Raw genomic sequence first — 19,377 nt, forward strand, 5'->3', positions numbered from 1 at the left:
GGATCATCGTGCGTTCCCGTGAGTTCTCCGATGCGCGTTTTCTGGAGGACATCCGCACTACGGCGGAAGCGATCGGAGCACCCTTCTCGTACGCGACGACTCGCGCGGTACTGGACGCCTACGGACCGGCGTTCGGCGAGGGCGCCGTCCTGTTGCGTACCACTGACCGGACCGGCGACGACCTGAACTACCGCTTCTACGCCCGACGCCCCGTGGACACCGTCACCGTGGCCAGACGCGCGGGATTCATCGCGGCCGACGACGCCCTCGGAGACCTCGTACAGTCCTGGAGCGGGCTCTACGAAGGAACGGCGGAGCAGTCCTGCGACTTCGACGCCGATCGCGGACTGACCAAAGCCTGGGTGTATTTGAACGGCACCCGGCCACTGGACGACGTCCTCGGCGTTGCCGGCGTGCCGTCCCCTGTCCGGGAAAGAGGTCCGGCGTTTCACCGGATGGGACTGGACCACGTACGCCATGTCGCGGTGGACTACCACCGTGGGACGGTCAACCTCTATTTCCGAGCACCCGGACCCATCAGCGAAGCCCAGTGCGCGCGCTTCACCGCACTGGCCGGCGCCGCGATGCCGGACGACCACCTCTTCAAGGAGATGGCCACGTTCCTGTCCCGCGGCGCGTACACATTCGCGGTCACCATTTCCCCGGCCACCGGTTGGGTGGAGAGAGTCGCCTTCTACGCCCTCAAGCTTCCCGAAGGGCAATTCCCCACGATCGGCGGCCGTCTCTCCACGTTCTTCGAGACGGCACCCTCCTACGACATCGAGGACATGAACGCGGTCGCCTGGTCCTTCGGTTCCGGGAGCGGGACGTACATCAAGGCCGAGAGGAGTTACTGCGGCGATCTGATCTCCCTCATCAAGGGATGGAACACCTTCTTCAGCCAGTCGAACACCACCGACCCGGCGCTCCCGGTCCGAGGCGAGGGCCGATGACAACCACGGGGGAACGCGGCGAGTCCGCCTACTTGTTGGGGCACTCGCCCACGGAACTGGACCGCCTCGTGCTCCAGGCCCGTTTGTACGACCCGATCACAACGCAGGCCCTGCGTCTCGCCGGGCTCAGCTCCGGAATGCGGGTCCTCGACGTCGGCTGCGGTGCGGGGGACGTGACGTTCGCGGCAGCCGCGATCGTCGGGCCCACGGGCGCGGTCACGGGGATAGACGCGGCTCCGGCCGCACTGGAGTTGGCACATGCCCGTGCCGCGCGCAGAGCCGCCGAACCCGGCAGGGAGAGGGAGGGCGTCATTTCGTTCCGGGAGGCGACCCTGCCCGACGTCACCCTCGACGAACCGGTGGACGCGGTGATCGGGCGCCTGATCCTGGGACATCTGCCGGACCCGGTCACCGCACTGCGCCGTCTGTCCCGGCTGGTGCGCCCTGGCGGGCTCATCGCCTTCCAGGACTTCGACAACCACCCGCTGCGGGTCGTACCCGCAACCCCGTTGGCCGACGCCGTTCTGCAGACCATCGCCGAAGCGCTCACGGTCGATGGAACCGACCTGGGAGCAGGGGCGCGCCTGTACTCCCTGTTCCAGGAAGCGGGGCTTCCCCCGTCCGGGATCTCGGCGACAACACCGATGGGCGGCGCGGAAGACGCCACCATCCTCCCGCTCGTCGTCCAGACCTACCGTGCGCTGTCCATGGCCGGCCTCCCTGCCCGCAACCGGGCGAGGGAGGCAGCGCGGCGGGTCGGCGACCCGGATTCCCTGCTCGAACGCATGCGTTCGGAGATCGCCGAGACCCGAGCGGTGGTGATCATGCCAACCGCCGTGACGGTTTGGACGGTTTGGAACGGGGAGAGGGAGGAAAGCCAGACCGCTGCCCGCCAACCGACTTGAATCGCAAGCCTTTCGCATCAGCGCCAAGATCGGCAGTACGCAGAATGTGGTGGCTAGAGGTCGGGCCAGGCCGGGAAGACGGCGGCCTGTCCGTGGCGGGTTCCCTGGGAGTCGGTCAGGTCCCACATCGTGACGTCCGTTATCCAGAACCTGCGGCCGGACTTGGCGATGCGGACGCCGCGGTATCCGGTGGCGTAGCCGTTGTGTGTGACGGAGCGTATGAGGGCGTCGCGGTTCGGCTGGGCGTCGGGTGCGGCGGGCAGGCTAGAAAGGGAGCTGGCCTGCCCGGCCGACACCGGGTCCGGCCAGGTCAAGTCCGGTGTTGCCGCTGTGACGCAGGAGTCGGTGGCCCACGGGTTTGCTCGATCCGTCCGTTGATGGTCCTCGAGGGTGCCCAATCCGCCAGGTTCTGGCAGGTGTTGCTCGCGGACGCGGTCGCCGGCGACGCCAGGTTGCCGACGACCGCGCCGGTTCCCGAGGAGGGGACGGCGGTGGTGACCTTTCAGCGTGCCCGGCGCAGGAACTCGACGACCAGGTCGGTCGTCGCCTGCGGCTGCTCTTCCGTGATCCAGTGCCCGCAGTCCGGGATGACCGCGTCTTCGACGTCGTCGGCGACACAGCGCAGCACCTCGCCGATCCCGGGGCCGAAGGTGGCTTCGCCGCCGAAGGCCAGGACCGGCATCTGAAGGCTGCCCTGCGCGAGGAACTTCTGATTGTCCGCCGCATCCTGCGTGAACGCGAGGAACTGGGCGAAGCTCGCCCGCATGGCGCCGGGTTGCGCGTAGAGCGCCGCGTAGTGTTCGCGCTTGGCTTCGTCGAAGCGCTCCGGGACCACGGAGAGTTCGTTCCAGAAGCGGTCGAGATAGATGCGCTCGCGGCCGTCGACCAGGCGCTCCATGTCGTGGCCGCCGAAGCCGAAGTGCCACATCATCGGGTCCTGGGTGATCTGGTCCCAGGGGCCGATGCCGGGCAGCGGCGCGTCGATGGCCACCCATCGGCTGACGCGCTCGGGGTGGGTGGCGGCGACGGCGTAGCCGACCATGATGCCGATGTCGTGCGTCACCAGTTCGATCGAGCCCACGCCCAGGGCGTCCAGGACGCCCCACACGTCCGCCGCCTGGTTCTTCTTGTCGTAGCCTCCGTCGGGCTTCGAGGAGAGGCCCAGCCCGCGCAGGTCGGGTGCGATGACCGTGCGGTCCTCGATGAGTGCGTTCGTCAGATGCCCCCACATGTCGCCCGTGGTGCCGAACCCGTGCAGCAGGACGACCGCCGGCCCCTGCCCGCCGACGCGTACATGGATCGTGGCGCCATTGGTCTCGATCTCCCGCGACTCCATACCGGCGGGGAAGGGGTGAATGCCGTCCTGACCGCTGTTGTCGTTCATCGCTCTGCTCCTGGCTTGAGAGGGAACTTGAAAGGAATGCCGCTTCTACGGTGACGGCGCCGGCGAGGACGGCCGGAGGAACGGAGTTGCGTGAGCTCCACGCCGTGTCATCGAAGCTAGCCGACCGGTCCACTACGTTCCACTCACGTGCTGAACGCCGTTGTTGCGGGGCAGGTCGCTGACCTGTGTTGGAAGGAAGGGCCTATCAGCAGGGAGGAAGCTGGTCGGTGATTTCGTCCCGCCGGGAGCGCAGGGTGATCCATGGGTGCCTGGAGAAGGCCCCTGCCCATGGGAAGGACTCACCGTGACTACCAACGACCCGTTCGCTCGTCTGCCCGAGGTGCCCCGTTTCAGCGTCACCAGCACCACGGTGTCCGACGGAGGCGTCTGGCCCGCCGAGCAGATGTCCGGCCTTTTCGGCGTCCCCGGCGGCAAGGACATCTCCCCGCAACTGTCGTGGAGCGGCGCCCCAGAGGGGACGAAGAGCTACGCGGTGACGGTGTACGACCCGGACGCCCCGACCGGCTCCGGTTTCTGGCACTGGGCGGTCGCGGACATCCCCGCCACAGTCACCCAACTCGCCGAGGGCGCCGGCGACGAGAACGGCTCGGGTCTCCCCGAGGACGCCTGGCAACTGCCCAACGACGCCCGCGCGGCACGCTACATCGGCGCCGCCCCGCCGGCCGGGCACGGCCGACACCGTTACGTCATCGTCGTGCACGCCCTCGGCACCGAGCGGATCGGCGTAGCGTCCGAGGCCACCCCGGCCTATCTCGGCTTCACCATGACCAGCCACATTCTCGCCCGGGCGGTCCTGACCGTCACCGCCGAGATCCCCGCCTGACGGCGCTCACACCGGCGCCCGGGGGCGGCGGCCAGGTATGACGGCGGTCCCGCGCCAGCCGTGGAGAGCCGGCGCGGGACCTTCGGTGATCGCCTCAGCGCGAGGTCAGTTTCCACAGGTGGTCGGCGGTGCCGTTGTCGGACCACTGGAGGACCTGGGCGCCGGAGGTGGTGCTCATCTGGTCGACGCCGAGCAGGAGCCCGCTGTTGTAGTTGGCGATCTTGACGTAGCCGTCGCGGGCCGGGATGACCTGCCAGAGGTGGTCGGCGGTGCCGTTGTCGCCCCAGATCAGGGCGGTGCCACCGTTGCTGGTACCCGCGTTGGTGATGCCCAGCAGCAGGCCGCTCTTCTGGTTGACGATCTTGTAGAGGCCCTGGCCCGCGGCCACGAGGGTCCAGTTCTGGTCGGTGCCGGTGGTGGACGTGGCCTGGACGACCGAAGTGCCCTGCGTGGTGGCCGCGTTGAGGGTGTCGAGGGCGAGGCCGCTGTTCTTGTTGGTGATCTGGTAGCGCCCGGCCAGGGACGTCGAGGTGCCGCTGGGAGTGATCGTCAGGTGGTAGCCGTCGGCGGCGTTCATCGTGACCGGCACCGTGATCGAGCCGTTCGAGACGGAGTAGTCGGTGTCTGAGATGGTGATCGGGCCCGGGGAGGCGGTGGTGCGGCCCGTGCCGGGGCTGTACTCCAGCTTGACGTGGACGGTGCTGCCGTAGGCCGACAGGGACGAGAGCCCGTTGACCGTGACGGCGCAGGAGCCGGTGCAGCCGCCGGCGATGACGCTGATCTGGTTGCCCGCGCCGTTGAGGGAGGCGAGACCGTCGATGCCGGTCTGGGCGGGCGGTGTGGTGGTGAGCATGGTCCCGGACATGTCGCCGTACCACTTGTACGTCCAGTAGGAGCCGTTGGGCGAGCCGCCGGTGTCGGTCAGGGTGTCGCCGAGGGTGCCGTAGTGGTTCCAGAAGGCCAGCTCGGCGTCGCGGACGCCCGCGCGCTCGAACTTGGCGGCGTAGCCGATGAGTGCGCCGGAGTCGCCCATTTCGGCGGGCGTGCCGTACTCCTCGATGTCGATCGGACGCGGGCTGATGCCCAGGCTGCTCTCCAGCGAGCGGTAGGCCGCGACATGGGCGGCGATGCCGGAGCTGCCCTGGAGCTCGTGCCAGGCGATGACGTCGGGGACCGTACCGCTGGCCTTGGCGTCGGTGAGGAACGTGGTCATCCAGGACTGGTTCCACACCGAGTGGCTCGGCCCCTGGATGGGGGTGGTGGCGTCCTTGGCGCGGACCTCTTTGAACGTGCGGGCCCAACCGGCGTCGAAGGCACCCGCGTTGGTGGTGTCCCAGGTCCAGTCCGGCTCGTTCCACAGCGCGTACGCGCTGATGTTGGTGGCTCCGGAGGACTTCACCGCGGCGACCTGCTGGTCCACCGCCGAGAGCCAGTTGCTCCAACTCACCCACTGGTAGGGGAAGTTCGGGTACCAGTCCGGCATCCGTACGACGACCTTGGCACCCGCCGCTGCGGCCTTCGGGGCGACGACCAGGGCGTCACCCGCGGGTGCGGGCTCTCCGTTGGGGAGTTGGCTGCCGCCGGGCGCCATCTGCACGAACGTGTTGGGCTTCAGGGCCCGCACGAGGCTGTCGGTGGGAGTGCTCGCGGTGGCGAGGCCGTAGAGGCTGCCCGTGCCGACATGGGTCACGGAGCGCAGATTCTGCGCGGCGTTGACGACCAAGGTGGTGGCCGACGTGGGGGTGGCTTGAGCGGGTGCGCCCGTCAGGGCGAGGGCGGTGGCGGCCAGGGCGGTGGTCGTCACGATGGCGCCGACGCGGGCGAGGGGCGCTCTGGAACGGTGACGGTGGCTCAGATATGACATGCGGCTCTCCTGAGGAAGGGGGACTTGCACAGTGCGGTGCGGTGCGGTGTGGGTGCGGAGGCGGCCCGCTGCCCCGCCCGACCGGGGGCCGGGGCGGGCTGCGTCGTGGATCGTGGATCAGTCCTTGACCGCGCCGGCGGTCACGCCCGCGGCCACGTAGCGCTGCGCGAGGACCAGGAGGACGGCCGCCGGGATCGACGCGACGACGGCGGTGGCCATGATCGCGTTCCACTCCTGGTTGTTGTTGCCGATGTACTTGTAGATCCCGAGGGTGATCGGCCGCAGATCGCCGCCGCCGTCAAGGGTGTTGGCGAAGACGAAGTCGGACCAGGCCCACAGGAAGCTGAACAGGGAGACTGTGACGATCGCGTTGCGGCTCACCGGCAGCACCACGGACACGAAGGTGCGCCAGGTACCGGCGCCGTCGATGCGGGCCGCGGAGATCAGCTCGCCGGGGATGCCCGACATGAACGCGGTGAAGATCATGACGCCGAACGGCACGGCGATGGTGGAGTCCGCGACGATCAGTCCCCACCAGGAGTTGAGCAGACCGAGGTCGAGGAAGATGCCGTAGAAGCCCATCGCCATGACGATGCCCGGGATCATCTGGGCGACCAGCAGGGCGAGTCCGAGGGTGCCCCCGCCGAGCGGGCGCAGTTTGGCCAGGGCGAATCCGGCCGGGGCGGCGAGGACCAGGGTGAGGGCGACCGTGCCCAGGCCGATGAGCAGGCTGGTGCCGAGGTAGGGCAACTGGTCGTTGAGGACGGCCCGGTAGCCCTCGAAGGTGGGGTGCAGGGGCAGCAGGTCGGGTGGGGACTTGCGCATGTCCTGCTGCGGGGTGAGGGACACGTTCAGCATCCAGTACACCGGGAACAGCATCAGGGCGGTCAGCAGGAGGCCGATGACGGTGTAACGGCGCTTTCCCGTAGGGGACTTCATGCCTCCTGCCTCCTCTGGACTCGGATGTAGAGCAGGCCGAAGACGAGCGCGATGAGGATGAGGATGTTGCCGACGGCCGCGCCGGGGCCGAACTTCGGCAGCAGCGTGCCGAAGCCGAGCTGGTACGACCAGGTCGCGAGGGTGGACGACGCGTCGCCCGGACCGCCCTTGGTCATGATCCAGATCAGGTCGAACACCTTGAGCGTGTAGACGAGCCCGAGGAGCAGGGTGATCGCCGACACCGGGCGCAGCAGCGGGAAGGTGATCCGGCGGAACTGCTGCCAGGTACCCGCCCCGTCGAGCGAGGCCGCCTCGTACAGCTCCGCCGGGATGTTCTGGAGCCCGCTGTAGAGGATCACCAGGTTGAACGGGATGCCGATCCAGATGTTCGCGATGACGACCGAAGTCAGCGCCCAGTCCGGCGAGTTGAGCCAGTCCACCGGGGACACGCCCACCAGGTGCAGTGCGTAGTTGATGACCCCCGACTCGCTGTTGAACATCCACGACCACGTCGACGCCGACACGATCAGCGGCAGCAGCCAGGGGATCAGGAACAGGGCGCGCAGGGTCGCGGCCAGTCGGAAGTGCCGGTTGAAGAAGACTGCGAGGGCGAGCCCGGCCACGTACTGGAACGCGATCGACGCGAAGGTGAAGATCACGGTGTGGCGCATCGCGGGGCCGAACGTGGGGTCGTCCAGGACGGTCCTGAAGTTGTCGAGGCCGGAGAAGGGCGCGTCCCCCTGCACGAACGACCGGACGGTGTAGTCGCGCAGGCTCAGGTCGAGGTTGCGGTAGAGCGGATAGAGGTAGAAGGCGGCGAGGTAGACGACCAGCGGGGCGATGAAGGCCAGCGCGGTGAGCCGGCTGCTACGGCGCTGTCGGCGCCGCAGGTCCGACGCGTCCGTCCGTTGTCCGGTACCGGTCGCCCCGGACCTGGCCGGGGACCGCTGAGAGCGGCGGTCGACGCGGGCGATGGTCATGCGTACTCCTGGATGCGGGTGGCGTGTCCGGGCCGGCGGCGGTGTCCGGAGAGGATCGGAGGCCGGGTGTCAGCCCTTGCTCGCGGCCGTCTGAGCGGCGTCGAGGGCCGCCTGCGGGCTCTTGCCGCCCGACAGGGCGTTCTGCACGGCGGTCCACATCGGCTGGGAGATCGTCGGGTACTTGGTGCCCAGACCATCGCTGGTACGGCCTCGCGCCGCCGCCACCGCACCGACCCACGGCTTCAACTCGGGGTTCTGCTTCACCTGTTGGGCCTGTACCTGGGCGGTGGGTGCCACGTAGGTCAGGGTCGTGTCGGTGGTCAGCAGGTTCGCGGAGTTCGTCAGGCAGGTGACGATCTTCTTGCTGACGTCGTAGCGGGAGGAGTCCTTCTGTACGGGGACGGTGACGAACTCGCCGCCGGTCGGCACCGGCGCGGAACCGCCGTTCTGCCCGGGGATGTTGATGACGCCGTACGCGAAGCCGGCCTTGTCCGCGTTGCCGAGCTGCCAGGTGCCGTTCTCGCTGAACGCGTAGTCGCCGGTGGCGAACTCCTGCCAGCTGGTGGTCTGGGTGTTCTGGAGCACGTCCTTCGGCGCGTATCCGCCGTCGACCCACTGCTTCCACAGCGAGAGCGCGGCAACGCCCTTGTCCGAGTCGAGCTTGGTCAGATCGCCGCCCGCGCCCCAGAACCACGGCAGGAACTGGAAGCTGCCCTCCTCGGTGTTGATCGCGGAGAACGTGATGCCCTTCTTGCCCGCGGACTTGACCTTCTTCAGCGCCGCCGTGAGCGAGGCCCAGTCCTTGACGGACGCGGGGTCGACGTGGGCCGCGGACAGGATCTTCTTGTTGTAGTAGAGCGCGAGGGTGTTGGCGCCGATCGGCACACCGTAGGAGGCGTTGTCGATGACGCCCGCGCCGAGGATGTTCTTCTGGATCGACGACGTGTCGAGGCCGAGGTCGCCGGTCTTGTTGAGGATTCCCGCCTCGACGAGCGTGGAGACGACGGGGTTGTCCACCAGCATCACGTCGGGGGCGTTGCCCTGCTGGGCAGCGAGCAGGGCCTTGTTGCCCAGGTCCGTGGTGTCCATGCTGGTGCGCTTGACCTTGACCCCGGCGTCCGTGCCGCACTTCGTGACGAGCTTGCCCCACGCCGAGGAGGCGTCGAACTGCGGGTACGGGTCCCAGAAGTTGTACGTCCCGCCGGTCTTCCCGGAACCGGAGGCGGCGGAGCCGGAACCGCCGCCGCAGGCGGCGACAGAGGCGAGCGCGCCGACGGTGGCTATGGCGGTGAGGAGGGTGCGGCGGGTGTTTCTCACGGTGACCTCGTTGTCTTGGTGCGGCTCGTAGGAGGGGAACAGGGGACGGGTCTTGCGGGCTCAGGAGGTGGGCAGCCAGACGCGCATGCTGCCGTCCTGGCGGTTGGCCCACGCGTAGTAGGGGATGGCGGTGAGCTCGACCGGTGCGTCGTCCGTTGCCGGCGCCTCGCTGTCGGCGGAGGTGTACGGCCACCAGCCCGCCTCGGGGATGTGGCGGCGTCGGCCGGTGGCCAGCACCGTGGTCACGCCGCCCAGCAGATCGGGCCGGTTTCGTACGGCGAGCGGACCGGTGCGGTCCAGGACGATGTCGTCCAGACCGCCGTCGGGGTGGTCGATCTGCTCCAGGCAGTAGACGAGCGGCCCGCGCTCGATCGCCACGCAACCGCGCACGGCGTCCACGCGGGGGTCGGCCGCGGTCAGGCGCGGCGCGAGGGCGAGTTCGAGGACGACCCGGTCGCCGGGGGCCCAGGTGCGCTCAAGCCGTAGCCAGCCGTCGGCCACGGGGGCGTCGGTCCGGTCGTACTCCGTGTCCCCGCACCGCACCCGGTACTCGGCGCACCACTGAGGGACGCGCAGCGACAGGGTCCAGGGACGGTCCGCCGGGGTCTCCTCGACGGTCAGGCTGATCGCACCCTGCCACGGGTACTCGGTCTCGACGCGCACCGCGACCGGGGTGCCGTCTAGGTCGCCCGTATAGCGGCCGCTGGTGTACTGGTGGATCTGTAGGCCGCCGGTGTCGCTGGTGGCGAGGTAGTGCTCCAGCGAGGCCAGCAGCCGCATGACGTTCGGCGGGCAGCAGGCGCAGCGGAACCAGCGGGTGCGGCGGGCCGACTGGTCTCCGCCCGGGTCGGTGTGGCCGTCGCGGACCTGGAGCGGGTTGACGTACAGCCAGCGCTCGCCGTCGAGCGACACCCCGGCCAGGAAGCCGTTGTACAGGGTGCGTTCGATCAGGTCGGAGTAGCGGGCCTCACCGGTGAGCAGGGCCATCCGCCAGCTCCACTGGACCGACGCGATGGCCGCGCAAGTCTCGCAGTACGCGCGCTCGTTGGGCAGTTCGTACGGGTCGCCGAAGTCCTCCTCGTCGTGGTGCGCGCCGAGCCCGCCGGTGAGATGGGTCTTGGTGGCTGTCATCGCCCGCCACAACCGCTCGCCCGCCGCTCGGAGTTCGGCGTCCCCGGTCTCGGTCGCCAGATCGGCCGCGGCGGCCAGCAGGTACAACTGCCGTACGGCGTGGCCCTCCACGTCGTCCGCCTCGCGCAGCGGCACCCGGTCCTGGCAGTACGCCTCGCCGCCCAGCAGACCGTGGCCGAAACGGTCGACGAAGTAACCGGCCAGATCGAGGTAGCGGCGCTCGCCGGTCTCCCGGTACAGCTCCACCAGGGCGGTCTCGACCTCGGGGTGCCCGTCGATTCCGTCGATCTCCTTGCCGCTGCCGGGAAGGCCGAACACGGAGTCGATGTGGTCGGCGAACTTCCGTGCCACATCGAGGAGTTGGGGACGACCGGTGGCCCGGTGGTGGGCGACGGCCGCCTGGATGAGATGACCGGCGCAGTACAACTCGTGACCCCAGCGCAGGTCCTTGTACCGCTCGCCGCCCTTGACCAGTTGGAACCACGTGTTCAGATAGCCGTCGGGTTGCTGCGCATCGGCTACCAAAGAGACGATCCGCTCCACGTCGGTTTCCAGCCCGGACGAGGAGCCCCGGGCCAACTGCCAGGACGCCGCCTCCAGCCACTTGTAGACGTCCGTGTCGACGAACGGGTACGCGCCCCGGAACTCGCCCTCGACCGCGCCCGCCGCGAGCCGCAGGTTGTGCAGATTGCCCGCCGACTCCAGAAGTTCGGGGCCCTGGGGGAGGGAGATCCGCGCGTTCACCTCGCGGCGGGTGCTCCAGAAGCCGGCCCGTACCTCGACCACGGCAGGCGTCAGTACGGCCTTGGCCCCTGGTCCGAGACGGACCGGCCCGGTGGAAGTGCCTGCCTGTCCGGACGGGGCCGGGGCCGGGGAGGAAAGCGCAGCGGAACGGCGGCGGGGCATGGCTCTCCGGAGAGGTAGGTGGGAAGCGCGAGTCGGGGACCCGACGTGCGATGCGCGTCAGGGCGTCCCTGAGGTCGGACGGGCGTTGCTCCGTCTCTGGAACCCGCTGAGGAAAACGTTTTTCTGCCCGGAAAGGTAGGAACGGGTTCGCCTGTGCGTCAAGGGTCCGCGCAAACATTTTCTTCGCCTGGTCAGGGACTGGCCAGCTGCCGCGAACGATGTCAGGATGCGGCTGACGACGTCATCCAGGAAAAGGGTTGCGTGTGACCGCCGTGCCAAGTCTTCCGCCCACCGGGCGGGCGAAGCTCACCGATGTGGCCAGACTGGCCGGTGTCAGTGTCGGGACGGCCTCAAAGGCGCTGAACGGCAGTGGGAGCATGCGTCCGGAGACCCGGCAGCGGGTCCTGGACGCCGTCGAAGAGCTCGACTTCCGCCCCAATCAGCAGGCACAGAGCCTGCACACCGGCCGCAGCTGGACCGTAGGGCTGATGACGACGGACGGTATCGGCCGCTTCAGCACGCCCGTCCTCCTCGGGGCCGAGGATGCGCTCGGCGCCGGAAAGATCTCCGTGCTGCTGTGCGACACCCGCGGCGACGCCATCCGCGAGCAGCACCACCTGAGCAATCTCATGGGCCGCCGGGTGGACGGCATCATCGTGACCGGCCGACGGACCGACCCGCGTCCGCCACTGAAGGGCGTCGAGCCGATCCCGACGGTCTACGCGCTCTCGCCCTCCACCGACCCTGACGACATCTCCGTCGTGTCCGACGACCGCAGCGGAGCCCGTCTGGCGATCGAGCACCTGCTGGCCACCGGACGCACCCGGATCGCACACATCACCGGCCCGGCCCACCACGCGGCCGCCCGCGACCGCGCGCAGCACACCCTCGAACTCCTCAAGCAGTCCGCTACGGAACTCGCCACCGGCCGGGTCCACTTCGGGGAGTGGAGCGAGGCATGGGGCCGCCGTGCCGCCCAAGCGGTGCTGCGCACGGCACCGGAGACGGACGCCTTCTTCTGCGGCAACGACCAGATCGCCAGAGGCGTCGCCGACGCCCTGCGCGAGAACGGCCTGGACGTCCCCGGCAAGGTGGCGATCGTGGGCTACGACAACTGGGACGTCATGGCGCTGGCCTCCCGCCCGCCCCTCACCACGATCGACACCGACCTCTCCGAGATCGGCAGACAGGCCGCCCTGCTACTGCTGGACGCCATCGGCTCCAAGCTGGCGCCCGGCCTGCACAGCGTTCCCTGCCGCCTCGTCGTCCGTGAATCCACCTGAGGTGTCGGGCGAGTGGGCGAAGGTCGAAGACGCCGCGACAGCCGCCGGGCCAGGACGGCAGGGACGGACCGGTTCTCGACGGTCACAGCGGTGCACTCAAGAACACACCGCTGTGACGGCTGGGCGATTCAGGAACCGGCCCTACACGGCCGCCGCGGCGGCATGGAGGTTCTTCGCGGCCAGGGCGAGCCCCTCGGTCTGCGAGTAGGCGGCGTCCTCGTGCTCGATGTTCACGGCCATGTCCGGGTCGACCTCGGCGAGGGCGCGTAGGAACTCGGTCCAGTACGAGACATCGTGGCCGACACCGACGGCGACGAACTTCCACGCTGGGTTCTCGGGCCAGGAGTTGCACCAGAAGCCGTAGCCGGTGGGCACCTTGTCGGGCGCGTCGGCGGGCACGCGGGTGAACGAGGTGTCCAGCACGCCGCGGATGTCGGCGCCGGGGCAGAGCATTGCGTCCTTCGCGGCGGCGTGGAATACCAGCGGGCCGAGCCACTTGATGCAGGCGACGATGTCCATGCCCTGCCACATCAGGTGCGAAGGGTCCATCTCCGCGCCGACGTTGGTGAGGGAGCTCTCGTCGACGAGTCGCTTGAGGGTGACGGGGGAGAAGACGAGGTTGTGGGGGTGCATCTCGATGGCGACCCGGACGTCGTTCTCCCGGGCCAGCGCGTCGATCTCCTTCCAGAACTCGACCGCCACGGCCCACTGGTAGTCCAGGACGTCCATGTAGACGCCGTCCCACGGATTCACCACCCAGGAGGGGTACTTGGCGTCCGGGTCGGAGCCCGGCGTGCCGGACATGGTGACCACGTGCCGCACCCCGAGCAGGCCCGCGAGGCGGATGGTGCGGCGCAGGTCGTCGGCGTGCTTCGGGCCGACCCCGGGCAGCGGATTGAGCGGATTCCCATTGCAGTTGAGGCCGGTCAGCTCCATCCCGCGCTCGGCGAAGACCGCCAGGTACTCCTCGCGCGCGGTCGCCGAGGACAGCAAGAGGTCGACCGGGCAGTGCGGGGAGGGGATGAAGCCGCCGGTGTTGACCTCGACGGAGTCCAGGCCGTTCTCTTTGAGGATGTCGAGGGCCTCGGCCAGTGGGCGGTCGTGCAGACAGGCGGTGTAGGCGCCGAGCTTGAGGGACATGCGGGTGCTCCTTGGCATGGGTTTCGGTGCGGATGGTCAGACGGCGGACGGAACCGCGACGGCGACGCCGCCGGCTTGCGAGGACTCGACGATCGCGCGGATGATCTCCATGGTCCGCAGCCCCTCGGCGAACGTGGCGCAGGCCGGGAGCGGTTCGGCGACCCCCGCGACCTGGTCGAGGAACGCGCGGGTCTGGTAGGTGAAGTTGTCGGCGTTGCTGGCCCCCACACCAGGCGCTTCCATCGGCACCCCGCCCGCGAAGTACGGCAGTTGGGGCCCGGCGATGATCTGCCGGGCACCGCGGGTACGGGCCTCGGGCTGGGCGTCGTCGAAGAGGTACTCCGCCGGCCGGTGCTGGTCGAACGCGGCCCGCCCGCCGACTCCGACCACGTCGAACGCGAGCCCGTTCGGCAGCCCGAAACCGGTACGGGTCACGGAGAAGGTACCGACGAGCCCGGACTCGAAGCGGGCCGTGAAGGACGCGGTGTCCTCGTTCTCCACCTCGCCGAACTCGTCGGAGACGGGGGCCGCGTTATGGCCGACGACCGCGCCCAGCGGCAGCGGACGCTTGGGGATCTGCGTGGAGAGCGTGGCACCGGAGACCGAGGTGATGGGCCCGGCGACGTACTCGGCGGCGTCGATGACGTGCGAGCCGACATCGCCGAGCGCGCCGGAACCGGCACCTCCCTTGAAACGCCAACTCAGCGGCCCCTTGGGGTCGGTGGCGTAGTCGCACCAGTAGCGTCCGCTGAAGAGCGTGAGGTCACCCAGTTCGCCGCGCCGCACATGGTCGCGGATCGCGGCGATGCCGGGGGAGCGGCGGAAGGTGTATCCGACGGCGGTGACGACACCGGCGGACCGCTCCAACTCGGCCATCGCACGCGCGTCCTCGAGCGAACCGGCCAGCGGCTTCTCACACAGCACATGCTTCCCGGCGGCGACCAGCGCCTCGGCGATCGGCCGGTGCAACGCGTTTCCTACGACGATGCTGACCGCGTCGATCGCCCGGTCCTCGGCGACGGCCTCCCAGCTCGGCAGCGCCTCCTCGAACCCGTAGCGGCGGGCGGCGTCCTCGGCGAGCGCGATGTTGGCATCGGCTATCGCGGCCAGCCGGACCGCGGGCAGTCCCGCCCCGAACACGGTGTTGACGTTGCGGTATCCGGCGGCATGGCTGCGGCCGGCCATACCGGCTCCGATCACCGCGACGGAGAGGGGTTTGGCGGAGGAGGTCATGAGGTGTCCCTTGAGGAGAGAGGTCAGTTGGAGGTGGGGAATCGGGGAAGGTGAAGCAGACGGCGACCCGCCGGGTGGGGTGTGACGACCTTGGGCTCGTTGTCGTTGGGCCCGTACCGAGCGGAGAGTGAGCTCCGCTCGGTACGGGCGGAGGGCAGCGCGAACGTCCCACCGTTCGCACCGCTGATCAGGGTGTCCGACGAGCGCTGGGGGTACGTGAAGTCGGTGGCCGAGCCGAACAGGTCTGTGCGGCCAGTGCGTTCGAAGGCCGAGCCGTCCGTGGCCAGGGGGTCATAGGGGCCGACGGTTCGCTACGACGACGCGGCGAGGTATTCGTCGATCTTCGCGCGCATGAACAGCGAGGACTCCTTGGCCCGTTCCTCCCAGGCGAAGACGCACGCCGTGAGGGTGCCGTCGAAGTCGTTGTCCCGCAGGGCACGGAACAGCTCGCCGAAGTCGACCTCGCCCTGGCCCATGTCGAGATGCTGGTGGATCCGGGCGGTGGTGCCGGGCGGGTTGAGGATGTAGCGGTTGCCGGAGGACGCGGTGTGGTCGAATGCGTCGGCCAGATGGACATGGGTGAGCAGCTCACCCGCGTGCCGGATGATCCCGGGGGCGTCGTCACCGATGTGGAAGGTGTGCGGGGCGCAGTAGAGGAAGCTGACGCTCGGGTGGTTGATGCCCCGGATGAAGCCGACCGCCTGATGGCCGTCCTCGATGAAGTCGTCCGGGTGCGGTTCCAGGGCCAGCCGGATGCCCTCCTGTTCGAAGAGCGGGAGGAGTTCGTCCATCGACTTCCAGAACTGGGCCTCGCTGCGGTCCGCTTCCTCGGGGCGGCCGTTGAACTCCGAGATCATGCTGTCCACGCCCAGCTCGGAGGCGATCTGGATCGAGCGCTTCCAGTAGCGCACGGCGGCCTGCCGGGCGTCCTCGTCGGGGCCGGACCAGCGGTACAGCGGCAGCAGGGAGGAGATCCCGACGCCGGCCGCGTCGAGAGCCTTGCGGAACTTGCGCACGGTGGCGTCGTCCACCCGGGGGTGCCGGAAGAAGGGAATGAAGTCCTCGCGAGGTGAGAGCTCGATCCACTCGTAGCCCAACTCGGCCACCACACCGGGAAGTTCGAGCAGCGGGACATGACGGATCATGTACGGGTCGAGGGCGATCTTCATGAGGGAATGCCTTCGGGTGTAGGGGAGCGGGGGGTGCGTCGGGCGAAGCCATCCGCTCGTGTGGGCGTATGGCTGGCGTCCTGATGTCGTCGTCAGCCGGCGATTTCGACCGTCGCTTTGCGGTCCTTCTCTTCGGGGAGTTCTTCGACGTCGAGGCCGCGGACTTGGGACAACTCGTGCTTGAGTGCGGCGAGTTCGGTGCCGCCGGCCATGTGGTTGGTGAGCTCTTCGAGGGTGATCTCGCTGCGTTCGGCGGAGAGTTCCATGGTGCCCAGGCGCAGGACGCTGAAGTGGTCGCCGACCATGTAGGCGTGGTGCGGGTTGTGGGTGATGAAGATGACCCCCAGACCGCGTTCGCGGGCCGCGGCCACGTACTTCAGGACGACGCCGGACTGCTTGACGCCGAGGGCTGCGGTGGGCTCGTCGAGGATGAGGACGCGGGCGCCGAAGTAGACGGCGCGGGCGATGGCCACGCACTGGCGCTGGCCGCCGGAGAGGGTGCCGATGGGCTGGTCGAGGTTGTCCAGGACGATGCCCATGTTGCGCAGTTCCTCGTCGGCGGTCTGCTTCATCTTCTCGATGTCGAGACGGCGCACGGGCCAGGGGCCGCGGGTCATTTCGGAGCCGAGGAAGAAGTTGCGCCACACCGGCATCAGCGGGACCACGGCCAGGTCCTGGTAGACCGTCGCGATGCCCCGGTCCAACGCCTGGCGGGGGGTGGTGAAGTGCACCGGTTCCCCGTCGACGAGGAACTCGCCCTCGGAGTGCTGGTGCAGGCCGGAGATGATTTTGATCAGGGTGGACTTGCCCGCGCCGTTGTCCCCCAGCACGCAGGTGACCTGGCCGGGGCGGACCGCGAGGTCCACGCCGTGCAGGGCACGCACGTTGCCGTAGGCCTTGCCCGCGTTGCGGAGCTGGACGAGGGGATGGTCCCCGTCCCCGGGCGGCGTGTCGGTCAGGATCGCGCCGTGGGTGCCGCTCTTGTGGTCGGTCATCGAGGTCACCTCCGGGTCGCGGTGCGCTGCACCCACAGATTGATGAGGACGGCGCCCAGCAGCATCACGCCGAGGAACGCCTTGAACCAGTCGGGGTTCCAGCCGGCGTAGACGATGCCCTGCTGGACCATGCCGAACATGAACGCCCCGAACACCGGCCCGATCGCCGAACCCGCACCGCCGGTCAGCAGACACCCGCCGATCACGGCCGCGGAGATGTAGATCAGCTCCTGCCCGACGCCCTCGCCGGACTGCACGGTGTTGAAGGAGAACAGCTGGTGCATCCCGATGAACCAGGCACCGAAACCCACCAGCATGAACAGCGAGATCTTCGTGAACGCCACCGGGACACCCACCGCACGGGCGGAGTCCTTGTTGCCGCCCACCGCGAAGATCCAGTTGCCGTACCTGGTGCGCAGCAGCACCCAGGTGGCGATGGCGGCGAACACCAGCCACCACACGATGGTGATCTTCACCTGGACGCCGCCGACGTCGAACGAGGAGGCGAAGACCTTCTTGGCCTGGCCGAAGCCGTCCATGGTGCTGATGTCGTCGGTCGCCACGTTCCCGGTGACCAGTTTGGTGACCGCGAGGTTGACGCCCTGCAGGATCAGGAAGCTGCCCAGCGTGATCAGGAAGCTCGGCAACCCGGTCTTGACGACCAGCCAGCCGTTGAGGAAGCCGATCCCCAGCGACACCAGCAGAGCGACGATCACACCGACCCACACGTTCATGGTCAGCTGGTAGCTGAGCATCGACGCGGTCAGCGCGGAGGTGATGACGGCGACACCGGCGGAGAGGTCGAACTCGCCGCCGATCATCAGCAGTGCGACCGGCAGGGCCATGATCCCGATGGTCGACGAACCGTAGAGGATGTTCGCCATCGACGCGCCCTCACGCACCGGCGGGGCGGCGATCAGGAAGAACACGTACACCGCCGCCGCACCGAGGAAGACACCCACCTCAGGACGCGCCAACAACCGTAGTGCCAGAGGACGTTCGGCCGTGCGACCGTCGCTCTCCTTACGGCCGGGGGCCGGCGGTGAGGTCACCGCCGGCTCGGCCTGCTGGATCGTACGCATCACCGGGTTCCGTTGGCGGCGTACTTGGCGACGGCTGCGACGTCGGTCTTGTCGACGAAGGCCGGGCCGGTCAGTACGGGCTGCTCACCGCCGCCGCTGTAGTTGCCGTTGTTCTTGTAGAGCCACAGCGAGTCGACGGCCAAGTAGCCCTGGAGGTACGGCTGCTGGTCGACGGCGAACTGGATGCTGCCCTTCTCGATCGCGGAGATGAGGTCCTTGTTGAGGTCGAAGGTGGCGACCTTCGCCTTGCTGCCCGCGTCGGACAGCGACTGCACGGCGGTCAGGGCGAACGGGGCACCCAGCGTGACCACCTCGTCAATGGTCTTGTCCTGGGTGAGCTTGGCGGTGATCGTCGACTTCACCGACGGCATGTCCGTGCCGTTGACGTAGAGGATGTCGGTCTTGCCGGTGAAGGTCTTCTTCACGCCGGCGCAGCGCTGTTCGAGGTTGACGTCGCCCTGGGCCTGGATCACGCACAACGCGTGCTTGGCGCCTGTGGAGTTGAGCTTGGTGCCGAGTGCCTGCCCGGAGACGGACTCGTCCTGTCCGAAGAACGACAGTAGGCCCTGCTTCTTCCAGTCGCTCAGCCCGGCGTTGAAGCCCACGACCGGGATGCCGGCCTGCTCGGCCTTGGCGACGACGTCCTTCATGGCGTCCGGCTTGGCCAGGGTCACGGCGATTCCGTCGACCTTCTGGTCGATCGCGTTCTGCACCAGGTTGGCCTGGTCGGCGGCGGTTTCGTCGTTGGAGTAGATGAGCTTGACGTTGTCCTTGGCCGCGGCGGCCTCGGCGCCCTTGCGGATGGTGTCCCAGAACGTGTCGCCGGAAGGTGCGTGGGTGACCATCGCGATCGTCATACGGGGTGTGGTCGCCTTGCCCGCGGAGACGCTGCCCGCCGACTCGTCGGACTTCTTGCCGCCGGAGCTGCTGGAGCAGCCCGCGAGGGTGAGGGCGGCCGCGGCGGCGACGGCCACGACGGGAGCGAATCTGCGGGAGCGGGGAAGGGCTGTACGGCTCATGGTTCGTGCACCTCGCTGTGCGACTGAAAGAGGTAGCAGGGCGGTGGTTCGCAGCTGCTTGATGGGCCGGGGTCGGAATGGAGGACCGGAGTGGGCTCGCCGGGTGCTGTGGCGGCCGGATGTACCGTCCGCGACCGCTTGTCCGCCTTGTGGGCGATGTCGACGGTGAGCGCGTGTCCCCGCCGGTCGCGGGGGACGGGCCAACGACCTTCGTTGGAACGTCAGGACAATTT

Annotated in this window: 17 protein-coding genes; 4 read left to right on the plus strand and 13 right to left on the minus strand. The window is 68.7% G+C overall.

From position 1 onward, the window contains the following. The first annotated feature begins 8 nt into the window (after nucleotides 1–8). Together OH768_RS52170 and OH768_RS52175 are read left to right on the plus strand one after the other, a co-directional pair. Nucleotides 9–953 (plus strand): aromatic prenyltransferase, encoded by a 945-nt coding sequence (locus OH768_RS52170; RefSeq protein WP_406464580.1) that lies wholly within the window; start codon nucleotides 9–11, stop codon nucleotides 951–953. After that, nucleotides 950–1,858, plus strand: coding sequence for a class I SAM-dependent methyltransferase (locus OH768_RS52175; RefSeq protein ID WP_406464582.1), 909 nt, complete (start codon nucleotides 950–952; stop codon nucleotides 1,856–1,858). Before OH768_RS52170 ends, OH768_RS52175 begins: the two co-directional genes overlap by 4 nt. A gap of 53 nt (nucleotides 1,859–1,911) precedes the next feature. On the opposite strand, the gene OH768_RS52180 is transcribed toward OH768_RS52175, so the two are convergent. Continuing rightward, nucleotides 1,912–2,172 carry an MEKHLA domain-containing protein gene (locus OH768_RS52180; RefSeq protein WP_406464583.1) on the minus strand — a complete coding sequence of 87 codons (261 nt, stop codon included), beginning with the start codon at nucleotides 2,170–2,172 and terminating at the stop codon, nucleotides 1,912–1,914. A 188-nt stretch (nucleotides 2,173–2,360) separates the two neighbouring features. Further along, on the minus strand, nucleotides 2,361–3,242 hold the full coding sequence (locus tag OH768_RS52185; RefSeq protein ID WP_406464584.1) for an alpha/beta fold hydrolase: 882 nt from the start codon (nucleotides 3,240–3,242) through the stop codon (nucleotides 2,361–2,363). A gap of 304 nt (nucleotides 3,243–3,546) precedes the next feature. Here OH768_RS52185 and OH768_RS52190 point away from each other — a divergent pair, with 304 nt between their 5' ends. Next, on the plus strand, nucleotides 3,547–4,086 hold the full coding sequence (locus OH768_RS52190; RefSeq protein ID WP_406464586.1) for a YbhB/YbcL family Raf kinase inhibitor-like protein: 540 nt from the start codon (nucleotides 3,547–3,549) through the stop codon (nucleotides 4,084–4,086). Nucleotides 4,087–4,180: 94 nt separating this feature from the next. Here the strand turns inward: OH768_RS52190 and OH768_RS52195 are convergent, their stop codons facing one another. The 5 genes from OH768_RS52195 to OH768_RS52215 form a co-directional block, all read right to left on the minus strand. After that, nucleotides 4,181–5,950, minus strand: a complete 1,770-nt coding sequence (locus OH768_RS52195; RefSeq protein WP_406464587.1) for an RICIN domain-containing protein — start codon at nucleotides 5,948–5,950, stop codon at nucleotides 4,181–4,183. Between the two features lie 117 nt (nucleotides 5,951–6,067). After that, on the minus strand, nucleotides 6,068–6,889 hold the full coding sequence (locus OH768_RS52200) for a carbohydrate ABC transporter permease (protein WP_406464588.1): 822 nt from the start codon (nucleotides 6,887–6,889) through the stop codon (nucleotides 6,068–6,070). After that, nucleotides 6,886–7,869 carry a carbohydrate ABC transporter permease gene (locus tag OH768_RS52205; RefSeq protein WP_406464589.1) on the minus strand — a complete coding sequence of 328 codons (984 nt, stop codon included), beginning with the start codon at nucleotides 7,867–7,869 and terminating at the stop codon, nucleotides 6,886–6,888. Before OH768_RS52205 ends, OH768_RS52200 begins: the two co-directional genes overlap by 4 nt. Before the next feature lie 69 nt (nucleotides 7,870–7,938). Further along, on the minus strand, nucleotides 7,939–9,186 hold the full coding sequence (locus OH768_RS52210) for an extracellular solute-binding protein (protein ID WP_406464591.1): 1,248 nt from the start codon (nucleotides 9,184–9,186) through the stop codon (nucleotides 7,939–7,941). A 60-nt stretch (nucleotides 9,187–9,246) separates the two neighbouring features. Further along, the gene (locus OH768_RS52215; RefSeq protein WP_406464592.1) at nucleotides 9,247–11,223 is read right to left on the minus strand and encodes a glycoside hydrolase family 127 protein; all 1,977 of its coding nucleotides are present in this window, start codon (nucleotides 11,221–11,223) and stop codon (nucleotides 9,247–9,249) included. A 263-nt stretch (nucleotides 11,224–11,486) separates the two neighbouring features. Here OH768_RS52215 and OH768_RS52220 point away from each other — a divergent pair, with 263 nt between their 5' ends. Beyond that, nucleotides 11,487–12,506: a LacI family DNA-binding transcriptional regulator gene (locus OH768_RS52220; RefSeq protein ID WP_406464593.1), complete on the plus strand. Its 1,020-nt coding sequence runs from the start codon at nucleotides 11,487–11,489 to the stop codon at nucleotides 12,504–12,506. 141 nt (nucleotides 12,507–12,647) lie between these two features. Here OH768_RS52220 and OH768_RS52225 read toward each other — a convergent pair whose 3' ends face one another. The 6 genes from OH768_RS52225 to OH768_RS52250 form a co-directional block, all read right to left on the minus strand. Continuing rightward, the gene (locus OH768_RS52225) at nucleotides 12,648–13,646 is read right to left on the minus strand and encodes a sugar phosphate isomerase/epimerase family protein (RefSeq protein WP_406464595.1); all 999 of its coding nucleotides are present in this window, start codon (nucleotides 13,644–13,646) and stop codon (nucleotides 12,648–12,650) included. 36 nt (nucleotides 13,647–13,682) lie between these two features. Continuing rightward, nucleotides 13,683–14,879, minus strand: a complete 1,197-nt coding sequence (locus OH768_RS52230) for a Gfo/Idh/MocA family protein (RefSeq protein ID WP_406464596.1) — start codon at nucleotides 14,877–14,879, stop codon at nucleotides 13,683–13,685. A 311-nt stretch (nucleotides 14,880–15,190) separates the two neighbouring features. Beyond that, complete coding sequence (locus tag OH768_RS52235; RefSeq protein ID WP_406464597.1) at nucleotides 15,191–16,048, minus strand: sugar phosphate isomerase/epimerase family protein; 858 nt, start codon at nucleotides 16,046–16,048, stop codon at nucleotides 15,191–15,193. Between the two features lie 92 nt (nucleotides 16,049–16,140). After that, complete coding sequence (locus tag OH768_RS52240) at nucleotides 16,141–17,043, minus strand: ATP-binding cassette domain-containing protein (protein ID WP_406464599.1); 903 nt, start codon at nucleotides 17,041–17,043, stop codon at nucleotides 16,141–16,143. 5 nt (nucleotides 17,044–17,048) lie between these two features. Beyond that, nucleotides 17,049–18,125 (minus strand): ABC transporter permease, encoded by a 1,077-nt coding sequence (locus OH768_RS52245; RefSeq protein ID WP_406464600.1) that lies wholly within the window; start codon nucleotides 18,123–18,125, stop codon nucleotides 17,049–17,051. Beyond that, nucleotides 18,125–19,144 carry a sugar ABC transporter substrate-binding protein gene (locus OH768_RS52250; RefSeq protein WP_406464602.1) on the minus strand — a complete coding sequence of 340 codons (1,020 nt, stop codon included), beginning with the start codon at nucleotides 19,142–19,144 and terminating at the stop codon, nucleotides 18,125–18,127. The genes OH768_RS52245 and OH768_RS52250 overlap by 1 nt, the downstream gene beginning before the upstream one ends. Nucleotides 19,145–19,377: the final 233 nt, after the last annotated feature.

Origin of the sequence: Streptomyces sp. NBC_01622 (genome assembly GCF_045209635.1) — a bacterium.
In the GTDB taxonomy this organism is placed as follows: Bacteria; Actinomycetota; Actinomycetes; order Streptomycetales; family Streptomycetaceae; genus Streptomyces.

Excerpts from the sequence above, each read along its gene's own strand:
- OH768_RS52230 (WP_406464596.1), bottom strand. The coding sequence starts at position 14,879 with ATGACCTCCTCCGCCAAACCCCTCTCCGTCGCGGTGATCGGAGCCGGT.
- OH768_RS52250 (WP_406464602.1), bottom strand. The coding sequence starts at position 19,144 with ATGAGCCGTACAGCCCTTCCCCGCTCCCGCAGATTCGCTCCCGTCGTG.
- OH768_RS52245 (WP_406464600.1), bottom strand. The coding sequence starts at position 18,125 with ATGCGTACGATCCAGCAGGCCGAGCCGGCGGTGACCTCACCGCCGGCC.
- OH768_RS52200 (WP_406464588.1), bottom strand. The coding sequence starts at position 6,889 with ATGAAGTCCCCTACGGGAAAGCGCCGTTACACCGTCATCGGCCTCCTG.
- OH768_RS52175 (WP_406464582.1), top strand. The coding sequence starts at position 950 with ATGACAACCACGGGGGAACGCGGCGAGTCCGCCTACTTGTTGGGGCAC.
- OH768_RS52215 (WP_406464592.1), bottom strand. The coding sequence starts at position 11,223 with ATGCCCCGCCGCCGTTCCGCTGCGCTTTCCTCCCCGGCCCCGGCCCCG.
- OH768_RS52240 (WP_406464599.1), bottom strand. The coding sequence starts at position 17,043 with ATGACCGACCACAAGAGCGGCACCCACGGCGCGATCCTGACCGACACG.
- OH768_RS52225 (WP_406464595.1), bottom strand. The coding sequence starts at position 13,646 with ATGTCCCTCAAGCTCGGCGCCTACACCGCCTGTCTGCACGACCGCCCA.
- OH768_RS52185 (WP_406464584.1), bottom strand. The coding sequence starts at position 3,242 with ATGAACGACAACAGCGGTCAGGACGGCATTCACCCCTTCCCCGCCGGT.
- OH768_RS52235 (WP_406464597.1), bottom strand. The coding sequence starts at position 16,048 with ATGAAGATCGCCCTCGACCCGTACATGATCCGTCATGTCCCGCTGCTC.
- OH768_RS52195 (WP_406464587.1), bottom strand. The coding sequence starts at position 5,950 with ATGTCATATCTGAGCCACCGTCACCGTTCCAGAGCGCCCCTCGCCCGC.
- OH768_RS52205 (WP_406464589.1), bottom strand. The coding sequence starts at position 7,869 with ATGACCATCGCCCGCGTCGACCGCCGCTCTCAGCGGTCCCCGGCCAGG.